General features: G+C 67.5%; 18 protein-coding genes. 5 read left to right on the top strand and 13 right to left on the bottom strand.

Annotated features, from left to right (window positions below; translation table 11 throughout):
* Positions 1–96 precede the first annotated feature (96 nt).
* Both KBI52_RS26190 and KBI52_RS26185 read right to left on the bottom strand, forming a co-directional pair.
* Positions 97–1245 (bottom strand): glycerophosphodiester phosphodiesterase, encoded by a 1149-nt coding sequence (locus tag KBI52_RS26190; RefSeq protein ID WP_210812240.1) that lies wholly within the window; start codon positions 1243–1245, stop codon positions 97–99.
* Positions 1246–1484: 239 nt separating this feature from the next.
* On the bottom strand, positions 1485–2924 hold the full coding sequence (locus KBI52_RS26185) for a calcium-binding protein (RefSeq protein ID WP_210812239.1): 1440 nt from the start codon (positions 2922–2924) through the stop codon (positions 1485–1487).
* Between the two features lie 516 nt (positions 2925–3440).
* Between KBI52_RS26185 and KBI52_RS26180 the strand changes: the two genes are divergently transcribed.
* Positions 3441–3809 (top strand): hypothetical protein, encoded by a 369-nt coding sequence (locus KBI52_RS26180; RefSeq protein ID WP_173948885.1) that lies wholly within the window; start codon positions 3441–3443, stop codon positions 3807–3809.
* Between the two features lie 90 nt (positions 3810–3899).
* Here KBI52_RS26180 and KBI52_RS26175 read toward each other — a convergent pair whose 3' ends face one another.
* Both KBI52_RS26175 and KBI52_RS26170 read right to left on the bottom strand, forming a co-directional pair.
* The gene (locus KBI52_RS26175) at positions 3900–4289 is read right to left on the bottom strand and encodes a hypothetical protein (RefSeq protein WP_173948886.1); all 390 of its coding nucleotides are present in this window, start codon (positions 4287–4289) and stop codon (positions 3900–3902) included.
* 303 nt (positions 4290–4592) lie between these two features.
* Positions 4593–4883 carry a hypothetical protein gene (locus KBI52_RS26170; RefSeq protein ID WP_173948887.1) on the bottom strand — a complete coding sequence of 97 codons (291 nt, stop codon included), beginning with the start codon at positions 4881–4883 and terminating at the stop codon, positions 4593–4595.
* A gap of 376 nt (positions 4884–5259) precedes the next feature.
* On the opposite strand from KBI52_RS26170, the gene KBI52_RS26165 reads away from it, so the two are divergent.
* Positions 5260–5433, top strand: a complete 174-nt coding sequence (locus KBI52_RS26165) for a hypothetical protein (protein WP_210812238.1) — start codon at positions 5260–5262, stop codon at positions 5431–5433.
* Between the two features lie 83 nt (positions 5434–5516).
* Here the strand turns inward: KBI52_RS26165 and KBI52_RS26160 are convergent, their stop codons facing one another.
* Both KBI52_RS26160 and KBI52_RS26155 read right to left on the bottom strand, forming a co-directional pair.
* Positions 5517–6737, bottom strand: a complete 1221-nt coding sequence (locus tag KBI52_RS26160; RefSeq protein WP_210812237.1) for an MFS transporter — start codon at positions 6735–6737, stop codon at positions 5517–5519.
* 8 nt (positions 6738–6745) lie between these two features.
* Positions 6746–8065, bottom strand: coding sequence for a tetratricopeptide repeat protein (locus tag KBI52_RS26155; protein ID WP_210812236.1), 1320 nt, complete (start codon positions 8063–8065; stop codon positions 6746–6748).
* Positions 8066–8197: 132 nt separating this feature from the next.
* Here KBI52_RS26155 and KBI52_RS26150 point away from each other — a divergent pair, with 132 nt between their 5' ends.
* Both KBI52_RS26150 and KBI52_RS26145 read left to right on the top strand, forming a co-directional pair.
* Positions 8198–8989 (top strand): helix-turn-helix domain-containing protein, encoded by a 792-nt coding sequence (locus KBI52_RS26150; protein ID WP_210812235.1) that lies wholly within the window; start codon positions 8198–8200, stop codon positions 8987–8989.
* A 164-nt stretch (positions 8990–9153) separates the two neighbouring features.
* A complete protein-coding gene (locus KBI52_RS26145; RefSeq protein WP_210812234.1) occupies positions 9154–10647 on the top strand; it encodes a tetratricopeptide repeat protein in 1494 nt (497 codons plus the stop codon).
* Positions 10648–10713: 66 nt separating this feature from the next.
* Here KBI52_RS26145 and KBI52_RS26140 read toward each other — a convergent pair whose 3' ends face one another.
* Both KBI52_RS26140 and KBI52_RS26135 read right to left on the bottom strand, forming a co-directional pair.
* Positions 10714–11562, bottom strand: coding sequence for a type 1 glutamine amidotransferase (locus KBI52_RS26140; protein ID WP_247654669.1), 849 nt, complete (start codon positions 11560–11562; stop codon positions 10714–10716).
* A 145-nt stretch (positions 11563–11707) separates the two neighbouring features.
* Positions 11708–11899: a hypothetical protein gene (locus KBI52_RS26135; protein WP_173948893.1), complete on the bottom strand. Its 192-nt coding sequence runs from the start codon at positions 11897–11899 to the stop codon at positions 11708–11710.
* Positions 11900–12098: 199 nt separating this feature from the next.
* On the opposite strand from KBI52_RS26135, the gene KBI52_RS26130 reads away from it, so the two are divergent.
* Positions 12099–13523, top strand: coding sequence for an aspartate aminotransferase family protein (locus tag KBI52_RS26130; RefSeq protein WP_210812232.1), 1425 nt, complete (start codon positions 12099–12101; stop codon positions 13521–13523).
* Between the two features lie 71 nt (positions 13524–13594).
* On the opposite strand, the gene KBI52_RS26125 is transcribed toward KBI52_RS26130, so the two are convergent.
* The 5 genes from KBI52_RS26125 to KBI52_RS26105 form a co-directional block, all read right to left on the bottom strand.
* Positions 13595–14068, bottom strand: coding sequence for a VOC family protein (locus KBI52_RS26125; protein WP_210812231.1), 474 nt, complete (start codon positions 14066–14068; stop codon positions 13595–13597).
* Positions 14069–14162: 94 nt separating this feature from the next.
* Complete coding sequence (locus tag KBI52_RS26120) at positions 14163–15212, bottom strand: hypothetical protein (protein ID WP_247654668.1); 1050 nt, start codon at positions 15210–15212, stop codon at positions 14163–14165.
* Positions 15187–16560, bottom strand: coding sequence for an MBOAT family protein (locus KBI52_RS26115; protein ID WP_210812230.1), 1374 nt, complete (start codon positions 16558–16560; stop codon positions 15187–15189). Before KBI52_RS26115 ends, KBI52_RS26120 begins: the two co-directional genes overlap by 26 nt.
* Before the next feature lie 274 nt (positions 16561–16834).
* Positions 16835–16987 carry a hypothetical protein gene (locus KBI52_RS26110; protein WP_173948897.1) on the bottom strand — a complete coding sequence of 51 codons (153 nt, stop codon included), beginning with the start codon at positions 16985–16987 and terminating at the stop codon, positions 16835–16837.
* A gap of 142 nt (positions 16988–17129) precedes the next feature.
* Positions 17130–17394 (bottom strand): hypothetical protein (locus KBI52_RS26105; RefSeq protein ID WP_210812229.1); only part of this gene is annotated, 265 nt, incomplete at its 5' end.

Raw genomic sequence — 17394 nt, 5'->3', positions numbered from 1 at the left:
TGGAACCACGCCGATTGTCGCGCCGGACGGGCAGACGAACGACAGCACTCCGGCCCGCGCGGGAGCCGGAGCGCTGTCGCGGGGTCGCGAAAAGCGTCAGCGCGCCTTCACCGCATGGTCGGTGAAGTCGCTGAAGAGGCCGTCGACGCCCAGGGCATAGAAGGCCTTGTACTCCGCCGCCGGGTCGCCCTTGAAGTCCGATGTCAGGCGCTTCGGCTCGCTGCGGAACGTCCAGGTGAACACCTGGAGGCCGGCCGCATGAGCGTCCCTGACGACGCTGGAGGGCTCGGTGAGCACGCGGTCGCGCTCGTCGATCGTGCCGTCGCCGTTGAGATCGTCCGGCTTGCCGTCGTTGTTTCGGTCGACCTGCCGGCTCGCCAGGATGTAGGGCTTCCAGGGCGCGATGATGTCGGCATAGGTTTTCACCTCGGCGAGGCCCTCCCTGGTCAGGAGGTCCTGGTTGGTGCGCCTGTCCCCGATCACCACGAAGTCATAGGGCTGCGCATAGGGCGTCTCCATGACCATCCTGCCGTCCTTGTCGACGTCCGCCCCGTCGACGAGCTGCGCCAGGCGCACGTCGATCCGGGTGTTCAGGTATTTGAGGTTCGCAGTCTCGAAGCTCTGGATCACCACGGGCGAATCCTTCGCCGTCCAGCCGGCCTTCGTCAGCACGGCGACGAGACGATCCTCGATCGGCAGGCCGAGCGCCGCATGGAAGGTGGGATGCTTGGTCTCCGGCGCAATGCCGATGGTGCGCCCGCGGGCGGCCGATTCCTTCTTCACCAGGTCGATCACCTCGTCCAGGGTCGGGATCTGGAACTGGCCGTTCTTCGACTGGTCGCGATCCGCCATGGCCTGCTTGGCGCGCAGCTGCTTGATCTCGGCCAGGGTGAAGTCGCCCGCGAACCAATCGGTCGTGTCGACGCCGTCGACCTTGCGGGTGGTCTTGCGGGACGCGAATTCTTGCCGCTCGGCGACATCGGTCGTGCCGCTCAGCATCGGCTCGTGACGGGCCACGAGCATCCCATCCTTCGTCACCACGAGATCGGGTTCGACGAAGTCGGCCCCCATCTCGATGGCGAGCTTGTAGCCCTCGAGGGTGTGCTCGGGGAGATAGCCGCTGGCGCCGCGATGGGCGACCACGGTCGTGCGCTCGCCGGTCAGCGTCTTCTCCTGGGCCGCGACCGGCTCGAGCAGCGCGGGCAGGGAGACGGCGAGCGTGCTCAAAATGGCAATGTGCTTCATGGAATCCTGTTCCTCCTGGCCGGTCACCTGCCATCGAACCCGTGACATCCCGATGACGGAATCACGGGCCAGGGGACAGGCCTGCGGGAGAGGGTGTCACAAGGAGGGCGGGCGCGGAACAGGCAAGGCGAGGGGATCGTGCCGTCACTCATCGGCTCATGCTCCAGGCCCTTCCGGCGACCTTTGATGACGTGCCGTCGCGAGAAGGCCCGGCGGCACGTCACATGAGAGCGTGGTCGTCAGAGGACGAACGTCACGTCGTTGATGTTGGTGATGCCCTGGAGGATCACCACGTCGTCGTCACCACCCGCAAGGGTCAGCTGGAGATTGCCTCCGACGACCGTACTGCTGAGCACGGATCCGCCGGCGCCCAGGTCGACCACGTCGCCCTCGGTTTCGCTGTAGTCGACAATCAGGTCGGTCTCCGTCACGTCATTGTCCCTCTCAGGTCCGAACACGAATGCATCGGCGCCGGCCCCGCCGATCAGCGTGTCGTTCCCGGCACCGCCGGTGATCTCCAGGGCAACCGCAGTGCTCGTCTGAGCCGAGCCGTCGATGGAATCGTTGCCGCCCAAGCCGTCGACATCAACCCGCTCGACATTGGTGGTGTCGACCGTGATGCTGCCGACGTCGCGGAAGAACCTGAAGCCGCCGGCCTGGGTGGTGACCGTCATGACCTCGTTGCCGTTCGATCCGTTGAAGATCAGCGTATCGGTGCCGCCGCCACCGTCGAAGACGTCGTTGCCGTCGCCGGGATCCCACTGGAAGCTGTCGTTGCCCAGGCCGCCGGATGCGCTGTCGTTGCCCGTGTTGCCGAGCATGGTGTCGTTGCCGTCGCCGCCGTCGAGGCTGTCGTTGCCGGCGCCCCCTTGCAGACTGTCGTCACCGGCCCCGCCGCTGATGTCCAGCACGACGCCGACATTGGTCTGACCGGACCCATCGATGGTGTCGTTGCCGCCACGGCCGTCGACTTCGACCCGTTCCACATTGGTGGTGTCCACGGTGATGTCGCCGAGATCGCGGAAGAACTGGAAGCCGCCATTGGCAAGCGTAGTGATCGTCATCCGCTCGGCGCCGTCCGAGCCATTGAAGATCAACCTGTCCGTGCCGCCGCCGCCGTCGAAGATGTCGTCGCCATCGCCCGGGTTCCAGGTGAAGCTGTCATCGCCTTCTCCGCCGTACGCGGTGTCGTCGCCGGTCCCGCCCCGCAGGTCATCGTTGCCGTCGCCGCCATCGAGCCAATCGTTGCCGCTTCCGCCCAGCAGCGTGTCGTTGTCGGCTCCGCCGAAGAGGCGGTCGTCGCCGCTGCCGCCATCCAGCCAGTCGTTGCCCCTGCGGCCGAGAAGGCGATCATGGCCGTTGTTGCCGAAGAGGCGGTCGTGACCGTTGCCACCATCCAGCGTGTCCTGGCCGCTGCCGCCGAGCAGCCAGTCGCGGCCGTCATTGCCGAACAGGCGGTCGTTGCCCGCGCCACCGTCGAGCGAGTCGTTGCCACTGCGACCCAACAGGCGGTCGTGGCCGTTATTGCCGAAGAGGCGGTCGTTCCCGCCCCCGCCGTCAAGCGTGTCATTGCCGCTCAGGCCGGTCAGGCGGTCGCTGCCGCCCCTGCCGAAAATACGGTCGGCGCCAAGAGTGCCGATCAGGTTGTCGCGGCGTCCGCCGCCAAATATGCGTGCCATTCGATCCTCCCGGTCATGGGAAACTGATGACTTTCACTACACCTTCTGCGGTACACCTTTTTCAGTACGCGATCCCGTATAACTCGGCACTCATTCCTATTGATGAGTGTATATTGAACGAAATCGCCGTTTTCTGGCACTGTCGTGTGAGCCTATTCCTGCTTGATCTTGGAGATAGCGTCCCTCTTCCAAAATATTCCAAAGATAGCGAGGGGAGTACTCCCGACGTTACTTGCCAGTACGCATCTGCACTGTGTCGAACCTTAGTGCGAGAATAAGTCTATTTGGCGTCAGAGGGCAGGCGCCGGTCATGCCGGAGCGGCGGCGCTCCCGATTCTTTGCCGCTCCTTGCATCTCGTGGCCGTGAGCCTCCTGGTCGTGCTGGAGGATCGACCGGGATTGACAGGGACATGGCCGGACGGGTTATCGGTCGCCATGTCGGATCGTCGGCGCGGTGACGGGCCTCGTCGGGCCGCGATGAGCATCCGGTCGACGGTGCATGGAGGAGAGCGGATTTTGGTCAAGCGGATTGGTTCACAGGCCTGGCGGGTCCAGGTGTCGGACGACGGAGCCATCGTGGCATTGGGGATCCGCGCCGACACGGGCCGGGAATACGAGGTTCTTCTCGGCGCGGTCGATTCAACGCCCCTCGTGACGGACTTGCTCCGCGAGATGGTGCGGACCCACAGGGACAAGCCGCCCAGAACCTTTGGCGCGGATGCCGGGCCCAATCACGCCAAGAGCGTGCCGGTGCAGCCCTTGAGCACGCGGATCGAGCAGGCCGGCGGCGACCCCGTCCTGGTGCTGGATTTCGGCGGAACGGTGCTCAAGGTCGCGGTCGATCCCGCTCAGCTCCGACAGGCCCTGTCCACGCCTACGCCGTGAGGCGGGAGCACGACCGCCCCACAAGTGCAGGGCCGAGATGAAGCGGGAGCGTCATCGGCGCGGCCGATGACGCTCCCTCGCCGGCGGGACTTACCCGAACGGGAAGAGATGGTCGACGTCGACGGCGGTGTTGACGGCCGTCTGGTTGATCAGGTTGGTGGAGATCTGGAAGTTGAAGTCCGGCGAGTGATCGTAGCTGCCGGAATCCACGAGCGCGTCGGGGTCATTGATGGCCGCCGCCTGGGCCGATGCCGCATCGCCGCCCAACGCCGTGTTGACCGCCGTCTGGTTGACGACGTTCGTGTCGAGCTGGACGTTGATCTCCGGGCCGCCGGAAGACCAGTCCCAGCTGTCCCCAGTATCGAAGATGGTATCGGGATCATGGATGGTGGCGAGTTGAGCGGACGACGCATCGGCGCCAACGCCCGTATTGGCCGCCGTCTGGTTGATGTCGTTCAGGGAAATTTGAAAATTCGGCATGAAATGTCCTTTTCAAGTCGGTGTTGCGCTCAGTACCGCCCGAGATGCCCTCTCAGTTGGCGATCGTTGAAGATTGAACGGCTTTCGGCACAAGGGCTGTGAACCGCATCACAGGCGGACGCCGCCGGCCGAGAGGCCGGGGGAGGCGATCCCGATCCCGGCCTTGCTGCTTTATCCTGCCGTGACAGCTGCGTCGGTGAACGTCGAGCGCGAGATGCGAAAAGGCCCTCCCAGGGAGCTGAGAGGGCCGGGGGGTGGAGCGCCGGGCCTTGGTGGCGATGGCGCCCCGAACGGAGAGAGTTCTTAGAAGAGGGGCAGGCCGTGGCTGGTGTCGACCATCGTGTCGCTGTCGACGATGCCGGCCACCTGGGCCGAGGTCGCGCTGCCGCCGTAGGCGGTGTTCGTCGCCATCTGGTCGATGTCGTTGTAGGAGAGCTGTTCGTTGTAGCCGCCGCCGAACCAGTCGGTGCTGCCGTCGAGAAGCTTGTCGGCATCCGTGATGTTGGCCACCTGGGCCGAGGTCGCATTGCCGCCGAGGGCCGTGTTGAAGGCGTCCTGGAAGATGTCGTTTTCAGAGAACTGGAAGTTTTCCATGGTAGGTTCCTCTTCGTGTTAAGCGTTGCTCTCAAGACCGCCTGAGATGCTCTCTCCGTTGGCGATGATGAGACTTTGAACCATCGTCGAGGGCTGCGCTGTGAAGCGCTTCACACCGGCGAATTTTCTGCAAATTCGTTTGATCGTCGGGAGACGACGTTCAAAATTCCGGCGGCTTTCGCGTCGAGAAACGCAGCCGGATTGCGGCTAGGCCGGAGGAACCAGCTCCTCCCGTTCGAGTTCAGACCCTGAAGCATCGACCGGGACGCAGACACGCTTCCGGGTCAATTCCAGATTTCGTTTCTGATGACGGCGCATCGTTCGGCGCGGACCTAATGTTCCGCGCGATGCGCGAGCCTCAGGCCAGGAGAGCACGATGGGCATTCGCAATTGGACGGCATTGGCAGCGGTTGCCCTTGCCGTCGTGGTGATTTTCTTCGCCTTGCGCGAGACGCATTCCGGTCCGGAGAACGCCCCGGGACGGGCCGCGAGCCAGGAAACGATCAAGCCGATCCCGTCAAACCCGGATACCGTCGCCCCGCGCCCCTGACGGCCGAAGTCCAGCACATGCCGCCGCGCCCGCCAGAGCGGATCGGGCCGTGAGGGGCCTGCGGGACGGTTGTCTGATCCGGGCTAGGTTGTTTTCACGCCCCGAACCGGCCCCGTGACCACGAGGGCCGCGACCGCCACGGCCAGAGGGGCGAATGAGACCCACAGGACCGTGTCCCATCCGTAGGCTGTCAGCAGCCCTCCGGAGGAGAAGGAGCCGACGGCCATCGTGCCGAAGACCAGGAAGTCGTTGAGCGATTGGACCCGCGTGCGCTCCTCTGGGCGGTGACATTCCAGCACGAGCGCCGACGCGCCCACGAAGCCGAAGTTCCAGCCCACGCCCAGCAGGATCAGGGTCAGCCAGAAATGCGCGACGTCCACCCCGGTCAGCCCGATGGCCGCGGAGGCGGCCGTCAGGGCCAATCCCGAGGCCACCACGCGGGGCGCACCGAAGCGGGTGATCAGCCGGCCGGTGAAGAAGCCCGGGCCGTACATCGCGATGATGTGCCATTGCAGGCCGAGATTGGACGATTCCTGCGACAGACCGCACAGGCGCATCGCCAGGGGGGCGGCCGTCATGATGAAGTTCATGAGCGTGTAGGAGACCACTCCGCAGATCACCGCGGTGATGAAGCGCGGCTGGCGCAGGATCGCGCCGAGCGGACGGCCGCCGGCCATCTCCGCGGCCGTGGGCATGGGGACCCGCACGCCGAGCAGCACGAGGGCGGACAGAGCCGCCACGGCGGCTTGCGCCAGGAACGTCGCCGCGAACAGGTAGGGCTGCCACAGGTCCATGGTGTAGGTGACGAGCTGCGGGCCGATGATCCCGGCGAACACGCCGCCCGCCATGACGGCCGACAGGGCCCGCGGACGCCGCTCCGGCGGGACGCAGTCGGCGGCCGCGAAACGGAACGACAGGACCACGGCCGCGTAGGCGCCGCCGAAGAACGTGCCGAGGCAGAGCAGCCAGAACGAGCCGAGCACGATGGCCAGGGCGGCGAGCAGCCCGGTGAGCACGCCGCATCCCGTCCCGGCCAGGAACGCCGCGCGGCGCCCATGGCGGCGGGCGATGGCGCCGGCCGGCAGGGTGCAGGCTGCCATCCCGACCACGAAGATGGAGATCGGCAGCGTGGCGAGAGCCCGGCTGGGCGCGAGCATGTTGCCGAGAATGGCCCCGGTGGCGTACACGACCGCCGAGTTGGCGCCTGCGAGCGCCTGCGCAATTGCGAGTCTCAGGACGTCGGTGTTTCCGGACCGGGCCATGGGCGCGGGCCCGGCTGCGATATCGGCATCGGCGCGTGACATGGCAGTTCTCAGGCGGCGAGCAGGCCGTGCCAGCGCATGTCGCGCGACGACGGGCGGCGATGGAGGCGACGGTCGAGTAATTCACCGGCCTTCGCGGCCTCGCCGCTGCGCATCAAGGCCAGCACCAGCATGTCCTCCATCATCTCGCGCTGGGCGCCGCTGCCGCCGATGCGCACGACCTCGGCCGCGACCGGCTCCAGGATACGCGCGCAAGCCGCGTAGTCCTCCTCCGCAAAGGCCAGGGCCGCGCGGCAGATCGTCGGCACCACAGGGCCGGCGGCCAGGGCGCCCGCGTCGATCAGCGTCATCTGAGCCTTCACGCGCTCCTCGACTGCGGCCTTGTCACCGGTCGCCGCCGCGATGAGCGCCATGTGGACGTCCGCGAAGGCAAAGCCGGCCTTCTGGAAGTAGCCTTCCGAATAGGCTGCCGCGTCCTGCCACAGCCCCGCCGGCACCGTGTGGCCGTAGGCCTTGAGCCGCCACAGGAACGAGGCAGTGTCGCTGACCACATTGATGGGCATCCCGGCGGTCACCGACGGCTGGATGTAATCCGCATAGATCGAGAGCGCCTGCTCGGGATCGCCGCGCTCCAGCGCGCCCAGCGCCGAGTGCCAGGCGATGTGACCATGAAGGATTCCCGAGCGGTCGTAGCCCGGCAGCCAATCCGCGATCAGCCGCTCTGCCTCATCGTGCGCGCCGCCCTCGTACATGGCGTGCGACAGCGCGTGTGCCGCGTTGGCGTTGTTCCGGCGCAAGTCGTAGCCGCGCTGCGTCAGCGTCCGACCGTGCGCAACGTTGCCGTTCTCCGCATGAGACCAGCCCCGGTAGGTGAGAAACCACCAGTCGTCAGTCTCGAAATGCCGGGCGTGGCGCTCGCAGAGATCGACGCGCGCCTGGTCGTGGTCCGCCATGCCGGAGAAGGCGAAGAGCCCGAAGGCCCCGAGCGGCAGGGACAGGATCAGCACGTCCCGCGGCCAGATCTCGGCATGGGCGAGCGCCCGCTCCAGCGCCTGGGCCGATTGCCCGTTGATCGCCAGCGAGAGGACAGCCACGTGGCTGCGCTCGCGCTCGGTCCCGCGCCGCGCGACGATCTCCTTCGCCGTAGCGATCCGCGCCTTGGCCTTCGTAACCTCACTACGGATGACGTGCAGGCGGGCGCGGGCCGCGTGGGCGAGAGCGAAGTCTGGATCGGCTGCGATCGCCTCCTCCAGGACCTCGGCCGCGTCGGGCCAAGCCGAGAGGAGCAGGTCGACACCTTCCCGGTAGCGTTCCGCCGCAGGGTCGGACGTGGTCGACAGGGGAAGGCCACGGCTGTCGAAACGGGTCATGGCTGGATCCTCATTTGGGAGCGGACAGGAGCATCGGTGCTCGTTGAGAGGTCTTATACGGCATACCGTCCTGGCCGTATTTTGACAGTCGGCCAAATGATGTAGAACAACTGCCAAATGGGGGAACGCGACATGGCGTGGGAGACGATCGAAGCGCCACCCGGGGCGGCGGCGCCTCGTCCGATCACCGTGCGGGCTCAGTCGATTCCGGCCCGCCATTCCTTTCCGGAACACGAGCACCGCTGGAACCAGATGGTTTATGCGATCTCGGGGGTGCTGACGGTGGCGGCGGAGGGGCACTCCTTCGTGATCTCGCCGGAGCAGGCCGTCTGGCTACCGACCGGCCTGCGGCACCGGACCGGATCCCTGCTCGGAGCCGAGTTCCGTAGTCTCTGGATCGCCGACGAGGCCGGTCGTGGCCTGCCGGCGCGCCCGACCGTGTTCGGCGTCACGCCGCTGCTCAAGGCGCTCATCGTCGAAGCCACCGCCATCGAAGGGGAGGAGGATCGGGACGGCTATGCCGGCCGGGTGACCGACCTGATCCTGGACCAGCTCCGGCGCGCGCAGCCCTTGCCCGGCGCGCTCCCGTGGCCCCGCGGGGAATCGCCCCTCACGGGCCTGTGCGAAGCGCTCTACGCGGATCCGGCCGACGCGCGCCGTCCGGAGGCATGGGGCCGGGAACTCGGGATGTCGGTACGCACGCTTGCCCGCCGCTTCGAGGCGGAGATCGGCATGAGCCTGCGCTCCTGGCGGCGGCGCCTGCGCCTGTTCAAGGCCATCGAGCTCATGGGCGGGGGCCTCGACGTGACCCGCACCGCCCTCGAACTCGGCTATGGCTCCAGCTCGGCCTTCGTCTATGCGTTCCGGACCGAGATGGGGTGCAGCCCTCAGGCCTACATGCGGGGACGCGGGACCGATCGGTGACGCCGATTGTCACGGATCGGAGGCACGTGTCCGGGCGAAGCTCCCGCCAGGTTGATGGGGTTCGGCGCCATGCCGCGTCGGCCTGCAAGGTCCAGCAAAGCCAGAGCGGCTAATTCTTGATCCCACGACCTGCCTCCGGCGCAAATGATTTTTGGATCCATTTCATGACGACCATTCAGCTTCCCGACGTCACCGTCACGATGACGCTCGTGGCAACCCTGCAGGCGAGCCTGCCGCATTTCGGCCGTATGATCGATCAGTGCGGCCATCCGGCCCCGGCACTGCGACAGCTCGGCCTCGTTCACTGGGAGAACGGACGTTTCGACGCGGCCGCCCAATGCTTTGCCGCCGCACTCTCCCTGGCGCCCCAGAACCCCGACCTCTGGCGCGATCTGGCGAGCGTCACCAGCGCCGCGGACCGCGACGACGAGGCGCTGACGGCGATCAGGACATCCCTCGACCTCGATCCGCTGAACGCGCAGTCCTGGCAGACCCTCGCCGGCGTGGCCGACCGGCTGGACGACGTCGAGACGGCCGAGGACGCCTACCGGCGTACCATCGCGCTCAAGCCGGAGGCCGCCGCGGCTCATCTCGGGCTCGGCCTGCTGCTGTTCAGGAAGAAGCGTTACGATGACGCCCTGACGGCCGTGCGCGCGTCCATCGCGCACGATCCGGTGAACGGGCTCGCCCATTACGCCCTCGGGCACCTCTCCTTCATCGTGTCCGATTTCGCCGGCTGCGCGCGCGCATTCGACGAGGCTGCCCGGCTGACGCTGCCGCTCGATCCGCCGACCCGGCAGAAGCGCGCCCGCGCGCTGACGTTCCAGGCCATGATCGAAGGCAGCGTCCAGGACGCCCTGCGCGATTATGCCGAGATTGCGGGTGAGGACCGCGAGGATCTCGAGATCATCGCGCGCGACGCGTTCTCGGTTCTCAGCGCCGCCGGTCATCTCGAAACCGCCGCGGAGCTCGGCTGGTTGCGACTTGCCGAGAAGCCGAACGATCCGGTCAGGCGCTATCTGCTCGACGCCGTGCTCGGTCGAGTCATGACGGCTGCTCCCATGGAGTACATCGAAACCTATTTCGATCAGTTCGCGCCCCAGTTCGACAGCAAATTGCTCGAGACGCTGCAATACGAAGCCCCGCGCCGGATGGCGCAGCTCGTGGCCGGGCACCGGACCGGGTTCAGGACCATGCTCGACCTGGGCTGCGGCACCGGCCTGGCCGCCGCGGAACTGCAGCCCCTCGGGACGAGCCTGGTCGGGGTCGATCTCTCCGCCGGCATGCTGGCGGAGGCTGCCCGGCGCGGCGGCTATGCCGAACTCGTCAAGGCGGAGGCCGTCGCCTATCTCGAGGCGTCGCAGAACCGCTTCGATCTCGTGTTCGCGGCGGATTCGCTGATCTATTTCGGTGATCTCGGACCGCTCCTGCGCGCGGCCGCCGGCGCCCTGGTGCCGGGCGGGTTGTTCGTCCTGAGCATCGAGCTCGCAGCCGGGGAGGGCTTCACGCTGCAGCCCTCCGGCCGCTTCGCCCATTCGCTCGAACACGTCCGGTCGACGGCCACGGACTTCGTCGTCCTGGAGACCGTGGAGAGCCGCATCCGTCTCGAGGCGGGGCGCCCGGTGCCCGGCCTTTACGTTCTCCTGGAAAGACGCTGACGCGGCACCGGTGCGCCGCGCGCCTGCGACGGACAGATCTTCGCCGCGCACCGGAACCCCGGTCGGTTATCGACCCTCGATCACGAAGCGAATGAAATTGCGCAGTTCCGCTAGGCGGTGCTCCACCTGGGTGACCTGCGCGTCGAGCCCGAGCATCCAGGCAAGATCTCGTCGGTCGGGGGCCTGGTGGAGAGCCTCGATCATGGCAGCGTGCTTCTCGAGATCGCCGGAGCTGCCCACATATCCTTCCCTGACCAGGTCGTCGCACTGACGCCGCAGCGCTCCCGCGACCTCGCGCAGGTCGAGTTCGGGATGGTACTGGACACCCCAGAACACGCCCGCTTCATGCCGGATCTCGACGGCCTGAACCTCGGTGACCGTGTTGAGCGCCAGCAGCGTTCCTCCTTCCGGCAGTGTCTCCACCTCGTCCGAGTGGAAGGCCGGAGCGTCGAAGGAGGCCGGCCGGCCGGCAAGGAGCGGATGCCGATGCCCTGCCTCCGTGCGCGTGATGCGGCGCGCGAAGCCCGCCTCCCGGCCTCTGCGACTGGGACGCACCATGCCGCCGGCCGCCATAGTGGCCACCTGCAATCCGGCACAGGATCCGAAGGAGGGGACGCCCGCCTCGAACACGGCCCGCATCAGGTCGACCTCGCGGCGCGTCTCGGGGGTGTCCTGGTAGAGGTGAAGCGGCGAGCCGGTCACGAACACCGCATGATAGGCCTTCAGGCCGGCCCGGTCGGGCAGCGCGGCTCCTTTGTCGGCCGGCTTCACCCGATGGCAAACGGCCTCGGGTGCAAGGAAGCGCAAGGTATCGACATAGGTTTCTCCCGAACTGCGTCCCACGCTCTCGCGGCGGCTTTCCCGGGCTTCGGGCGGCTCGCTTTCGGCAACGAGGAAACGCAACTGATCTGGCAACGGGAGCTTTCCGGAAGGGTCGAAACGATAGGGAGACCGAAACACCCCGAACCGCGATCGGGTTCCAGGCGGCACCTGCGGCATGTCGGACGGCGCGGCCGTTCGATGACGAGGCGTGCTCCAATCGTTCCGGGATCCGTTCCCGTCAGGTTTCCTTTCGCCCGAGCTCGCGCTCGGCCCGCCGCAGGGCGAGCAGCAGGTCGATCTGATCGTCCGGGATCGGCTGACCCTCGATCTCCGCGAAGATGGCCTGGAGGTGGGCTGCGATCCGCTTCCGCGCATCGGGGCCAAGCCGCGGACCCGACACCTTGTGATCCGAATTTCTCTCGGTACTCATTGGGCTCCCTGTTGGTACTCCGCCCCTGACGTGATCGGCTGCGAACCAGCCTGAGATTGTCACAAGAGTATTTCCCATCGTGGTTAACAGATCGTTACAGTCGCGCCTCGGTCCGGCGCCGGGACGGGTCGGGCCGTCCCGGTTGTGATCGCCCCGGGGATGCGTCATGCTGGGCGCAAGGTTGCCCGGAGCCCGAGCCATGGATCGGAGACAAGCGGCCGATGCCGGCCTGACGCGCACGCTGTTCGAGACCGTGGCGTCCGCGGCCTCCGACTTCCGCAGCCTCATCGGCCGGCGCCTCCAGCGACCCGAGCAAACCTACTCCGACGCCCTGGCGGCCTTCACGCAACCGACGCCCGAGACCGGCCTGCCGGCCGAGGACGTGATCCGCGATCTCGTCCGGCGAGCCACGCCGGGCCTCCACGCCACGACGGGTCCACGCTTCTTCGGCTGGGTGATCGGGGCCTCGCATCCGGTTGGCGTCGCGGCGGATTGGCTGACCTCGGCCTGGGGGCAGAATGCGGGCAACCACACGGCCTCTCCGGCGGCCGCCGCCGAGACGGTTGCGGCCGGGTGGCTGCTCGAACTGCTGGATCTCCCGCGGGAGGCCTCGGTCGGCTTCGTCACGGGCGCCACCGTGGCGAATTTCGTGTGCCTGGCGGCCGCCCGTGGCGAGGTGCTGCGGCGCGCGGGCTGGGACGTGGAGCGCCAAGGTCTGTTCGGTGCGCCCCCCATTCACGTGCTCATCGGCGACGAGGCCCACGCGACCGTGTTCTCGGCGCTCCAGTTCCTGGGGCTCGGCCACGACCGGGTGGTGCGGATCGGCACGGACGGCCAGGGACGCCTGCGCCCGGACGCCTTCGCCCAGGCTCTCGGCCGGTGCCAGGGGCCCACCATCGCGATCACGCAGGCGGGCCAGATCAACACCGGGGCGTTCGACGACCACGCGGCCATCGTGCCGCGGGCCCGCGCGCAGGGCGCCTGGGTGCATGTGGACGGGGCCTTCGGCCTGTGGGCTCGGGCCTGCCCGTCCCGGGCGGATCTGGGCGCCGGCATCGAGGGCGCCGATTCCTGGGCGACGGACGGGCACAAATGGCTCCAGACCCCCTACGATTGCGGCTATGCCATCGTCCGCGACGCGGACGCCCACCGGCGCGCCATGACCAGTGCGGCGAGCTACCTGCCGGGCATCGGCGAGGGCGAGCGCGACCCGTCCCACTACGTGCCGGAACTGTCCCGCCGGGCCCGCGGCTTCGCCACCTGGACGATGCTCAGCCATCTCGGGCGCGACGGGATCGCCCGCATGGTCGAGGAGCATTGCCGGCTCGCGCAGCGCCTTGCCGGTCGCCTTGCCGCCGAGCCCGGCCTGCGCATCGTCAACGATGTGGCGCTCAACCAGGTGATCGTCCGGTTCGGTCCGGACGAGCCCGTCGCGGACGGCGACGCCCTGACCCTGCGGACGATCCGGCGCATCCAGGAGGACGGGACGCTCTTCGCCGGCGGGTCGCAATGGCGCGGCGCCTGGGTGCTGCGGCTCTCGGTGATCTCGGGCCCGACCACCGAAGCCGATATCGACCGTTCCGCCGACGCGATCCTGGCCGCGTGGCGGCACGTGCGCGCCTAGAGCATCGGACGGACCCAGAGGGCCACGTCAGCGAAAAGTGGATCCGGTTTTCCGTCCGATGCTTGAGGGTCTCATCCGCGCCGCGCCGCCTCGATCGCCGCGACGTCGATCTTCTTCATGGTCATCATCGCGTCGAAAGCGCGCTTGGCTTCGGCGCCGCCGGCCGCGAGTGCTTCCATCAGGACGCGCGGGGTGATCTGCCAGGACACGCCCCACCGGTCCTTGCACCAGCCGCATTCGCTCTCCTGGCCGCCATGGCCCACGATGGCGTTCCAGTAGCGATCGGTCTCGGCCTGATCGTCGGTGGCGATCTGGAACGAGAAGGCTTCGGTGTGCTTGAACGCAGGGCCGCCGTTGAGGCCGAGACAGGCCACGCCCGCCACCGTGAACTCGACCGTCAGCACGTCGCCCTCCCGGCCGGACGGGTAGTCGCCGGGGGCGCGGTGCACGGCCGTTACCCGGCTGTCGGGAAAGGTCTCGGCATAGAAGCGGGCCGCCGCCTCGGCATCCTTGTCGTACCAGAGGCAGATCGTGTTCTTCGCCATGGCGTGCTCCTCGTCTGGGCGGAACCGGAGGCTCCGGCTTTTCTCCTGCCTTTCTTCCTACCCTTTTTCCGGCCGGTGCGGCAAACCGCACGCGTCAGCGCAGACGCCGGAACGTGTCCGCGATGTCCGCCTCCATGGCCCGGGCGACGGGCTGCCGGTAATGGACCCGGTCGAAGAACCGGGCCGGATCCCGGGTTTCCGGACGGTCGGTCCGCCAGTCGATCAGCGCCGTGCGCGCGTGACCTTTCCGGGCGGCCTCCGCGAGGGCCGCCGTGCAGGCCCGCAGGCGGAAGGCCTGCTCGGTGCCCTCCGGGGGCAGCGCGTTGATGTAGAGCGGCGGCACGACCAGGATGAGGACCGCATCGCCCGGGAGCGCGGCCGCGAGGGTTCCGAGCCGCTCGGCTGCCGGGAACGAGCGCGTGCCTTCCGCCGGGTCGCGGTCGTAGCGCTGGGCATTCGCATAGGGCCGCGCCCGCATTTCCTGGCGGTGGGCGGCGGCCGCCTTGTCGCCCTTCTGGGTGTATTCGGCGTCGTAATCCCAGTAGCCGTCCGGGCGCAGCCGCTCGGCGCTCATGCCCAGCAGATGGGACAGTCGCGGAGGCACCTCCTCCAGAACCTCCCAGCGCAGCAGCCCGCGGGCGTAGTCGAGGCGGCTTGCAGCATAAAGCCAGAACGGGAAGGGCCGCTCGCTCGGCAGGGCGGGATCGGCCGTGCACCAGCTCTCGTCGATGCTCACCAGCAGGGCCTTCACCGGCGCCCGCCGATGGCCGAGGAACCAGTCGATGAGGGCGAGCTGCTCCCTGGGCCCCGAGCCCGGAACCGACATCTGGACGAAATCCAGCCCCGTGGCGGCCTTCAGCCGCTCCGGCGAGATGAGCTGGATCCGGGAATTCCCCGCGATCATGGCATCGAAGGCCGGGTCGCGCCCGCGGCTGGCGTTGCCCGTCGCCGGGGCCAGCGCGCGCACGCCCGCCTGGGAGAAGAAGGGCGAGCGGCCGGTGTCGTAGGGGTCGATCAGGAAGATCGCCGCCAGGGCGAGGGCCAGGACGGCTGCCGCGCCCGCCACGAGGGTGACGGCGAAGCGCCGCCAGAGCGGGCCGTCGGGCCGGGCGGCCGCGTCAGAACTGGAAATAGATGAATTCATAATTCGCATCGTCGCCGAGCTTGAACAGAACGACCACCAGGAGAACCGCGAAGCCGATCGCGATCGCCCGGCGCGGCGGAATCCGGTGCACGAAGGTCCAGGCTGTGGGGCCGAGCACGGCGACCAGCGCGGCGACCAGGATCGTCCGCCACTTGATCGACGGATCCGCCCCGCCCAGGCCGATCAGGCCCTCGTAGATCCGCAGCGCCGCGTCGAAGCTCGTGGCGCGGAAGAGCACCCAGGTGAGCATCACGAACAGCATCGTCAGGACCCAGCCCGCCGGGCGCGGCAAGGCAAGCCCGGCGCGCCGCCAGAGCACGCCGGCTCCGAGCGCGAGCCCGTGGGCGGCCCCCCAGGCGACGAAGGTCAGCCCGGCGCCGTGCCAGAGGCCGCCCAGGGTCATGGTGGCGAACAGGGCCGCGAGCTGGATCGCCAGGCCCTTCCGGTTGCCGCCCATGGCGATGTAGAGATAGTCGCGCAGGAAGCGCGACAGGGTCATGTGCCAGCGTCGCCAGAAATCCTGCAGCGACACGGACCGGTAGGGCGCGTCGAAGTTCTGCGGCAGAACGATGCCGAAGAGCAGCGCGAGGCCGAGCGCCATGTCGGTATAGCCCGAGAAGTCGAAATAGATCTGGAACGTGAAGCCGAGCATCGCCTGCCAAGCCTCGCCCAGCGCGATGGCCTTGCCGGCGGCGGCCGCCTGGAAGATCGGGTTGACGTATTCGGAGAGCGGATCGCCGAGCAGGGTCTTCTTCGCCAGGCCGCAGACCAGCAGCATGAGCCCGCGCGCGATGCGCTCGCCGGCATCGGGCCGCCGGTAGGGCCGCTCCTCGAACTGGTGCATGATCTCGCTCCAGCGCACCAGGGGGCCGGCGAGAACCTGCGGGAAGAACGCAATGTAGAGGCCGTAGCGGACCGGATCGTAAAGGGGCGCTTTGCCCTTCTTCAGATCCGTCAGGTACATGATGTGGTGGAACGTGAAGAACGAGATGCCGAGCGGCAGCGCGATCTCCATGTGAAGCGTCGGCAGCCCCGGCACGAGGGTGGCGAGATCCATGAAGAAGTTGAAGTACTTGAAGACCGCCAGGACGAGCAGGTTGGCGGTGATCGCCAGCGGGATCAGGATCGACAGCCCCGAGCGCACGAAGGCCCTGGCGACGAGCCAGTTGACCACGATGGAGCCGATCAGGAGCGGCACGAACCGCCAGTCCCAATAGCCGTAGAAGAACAGGGACAGCCCGAGCAGCACGGGCAGCCGCCATGCGGGACGAAACCGCTCCACGGCGCCATGGGCCAGCAGCGCGGCCGGCAGGAAGGCGAACAGGAAGATGAACGAGTTGAAGAGCATTCCCGCAACAGCATCGTTGAGCGGCGCGGAATGCTCCGTTCCGCGCCCTGAAAGCGGTTCTTGTGCGGGAAGGCGGCCCCGGCGTCAACGTTTGGGCCGGGGAGGGGGCGGAATAGCGCAGGTCAGTGCCCGGTCGTCATCGGGTTCGTCCCGCTGATCCGGACTTCCTGTGGCGCCGCGCTCTTCCGCATGGGGATGGCCGGGACAGGCCCGGCCATGACGCACAGGGCGGAGCTCCGTCAGTCCCGGGCATCCTCGCTCGTGAGCGACGGCCTTACCCGATCTGCTCGAGGATGATGGCCCGGATCTCTTCGCGGGTGAGAGTGCTTTGCTGGGGCTGCCAAGTGAGGCTGGCCTTGCGGGGAGGCTTCGTCGTCGAGAGCTGAAGGCGGCCTTCGGCGGGCTTGGAATGGGAAAGGGTCTTCATGATGTCCTTGGGCGGCTCCGACATCGCGCCGGGCCGACATTATTGTTCGTTGATGATGTCGAGTGCGGTGCAAAACGACGGATCCGCCGCGTTGTTCCACGCAGCGACCAAACTTCAAAGATGCGGAAAGCGGGCTCGGCGCTCAATCATGAGCTTCAGAGAGCAGGCCGAACATGTCGGTTGGATGAATGGTATATGGGCGATGTTCGGGATCAATGCAAGGTAAAAGCGAGGAGAGGACAGAAAATCGAAAAACAACGGCTGCGCAAGCCATGTCGGCGGACAGCTGAAACCCTCGCAGGTTCAAGTTTTTCGAAGCGCACCGAGAAACAAATCCCGACTCCGCCTTGTATTCGCCGCAAGGAGACCCTAGATAACCGTTATCGACATTTGGCCGGACAATCGGG

Origin of the sequence: Microvirga sp. HBU67558 (genome assembly GCF_018069605.1) — a bacterium.
In the GTDB taxonomy this organism is placed as follows: domain Bacteria; phylum Pseudomonadota; class Alphaproteobacteria; order Rhizobiales; family Beijerinckiaceae; genus Microvirga; species Microvirga terrae.
The sequence above is the reverse complement of the archived record's forward strand: the minus strand, read 5'-3'. Positions and strand labels throughout refer to the sequence as shown.

Excerpts from the sequence above, each read along its gene's own strand:
- KBI52_RS26190 (WP_210812240.1), bottom strand. The coding sequence starts at position 1,245 with ATGAAGCACATTGCCATTTTGAGCACGCTCGCCGTCTCCCTGCCCGCG.
- KBI52_RS26185 (WP_210812239.1), bottom strand. The coding sequence starts at position 2,924 with ATGGCACGCATATTTGGCGGCGGACGCCGCGACAACCTGATCGGCACT.
- KBI52_RS26175 (WP_173948886.1), bottom strand. The coding sequence starts at position 4,289 with ATGCCGAATTTTCAAATTTCCCTGAACGACATCAACCAGACGGCGGCC.
- KBI52_RS26170 (WP_173948887.1), bottom strand. The coding sequence starts at position 4,883 with ATGGAAAACTTCCAGTTCTCTGAAAACGACATCTTCCAGGACGCCTTC.
- KBI52_RS26165 (WP_210812238.1), top strand. The coding sequence starts at position 5,260 with ATGGGCATTCGCAATTGGACGGCATTGGCAGCGGTTGCCCTTGCCGTC.
- KBI52_RS26160 (WP_210812237.1), bottom strand. The coding sequence starts at position 6,737 with ATGTCACGCGCCGATGCCGATATCGCAGCCGGGCCCGCGCCCATGGCC.
- KBI52_RS26155 (WP_210812236.1), bottom strand. The coding sequence starts at position 8,065 with ATGACCCGTTTCGACAGCCGTGGCCTTCCCCTGTCGACCACGTCCGAC.
- KBI52_RS26150 (WP_210812235.1), top strand. The coding sequence starts at position 8,198 with ATGGCGTGGGAGACGATCGAAGCGCCACCCGGGGCGGCGGCGCCTCGT.
- KBI52_RS26145 (WP_210812234.1), top strand. The coding sequence starts at position 9,154 with ATGACGACCATTCAGCTTCCCGACGTCACCGTCACGATGACGCTCGTG.
- KBI52_RS26135 (WP_173948893.1), bottom strand. The coding sequence starts at position 11,899 with ATGAGTACCGAGAGAAATTCGGATCACAAGGTGTCGGGTCCGCGGCTT.
- KBI52_RS26130 (WP_210812232.1), top strand. The coding sequence starts at position 12,099 with ATGGATCGGAGACAAGCGGCCGATGCCGGCCTGACGCGCACGCTGTTC.
- KBI52_RS26125 (WP_210812231.1), bottom strand. The coding sequence starts at position 14,068 with ATGGCGAAGAACACGATCTGCCTCTGGTACGACAAGGATGCCGAGGCG.
- KBI52_RS26120 (WP_247654668.1), bottom strand. The coding sequence starts at position 15,212 with ATGAATTCATCTATTTCCAGTTCTGACGCGGCCGCCCGGCCCGACGGC.
- KBI52_RS26115 (WP_210812230.1), bottom strand. The coding sequence starts at position 16,560 with ATGCTCTTCAACTCGTTCATCTTCCTGTTCGCCTTCCTGCCGGCCGCG.
- KBI52_RS26110 (WP_173948897.1), bottom strand. The coding sequence starts at position 16,987 with ATGAAGACCCTTTCCCATTCCAAGCCCGCCGAAGGCCGCCTTCAGCTC.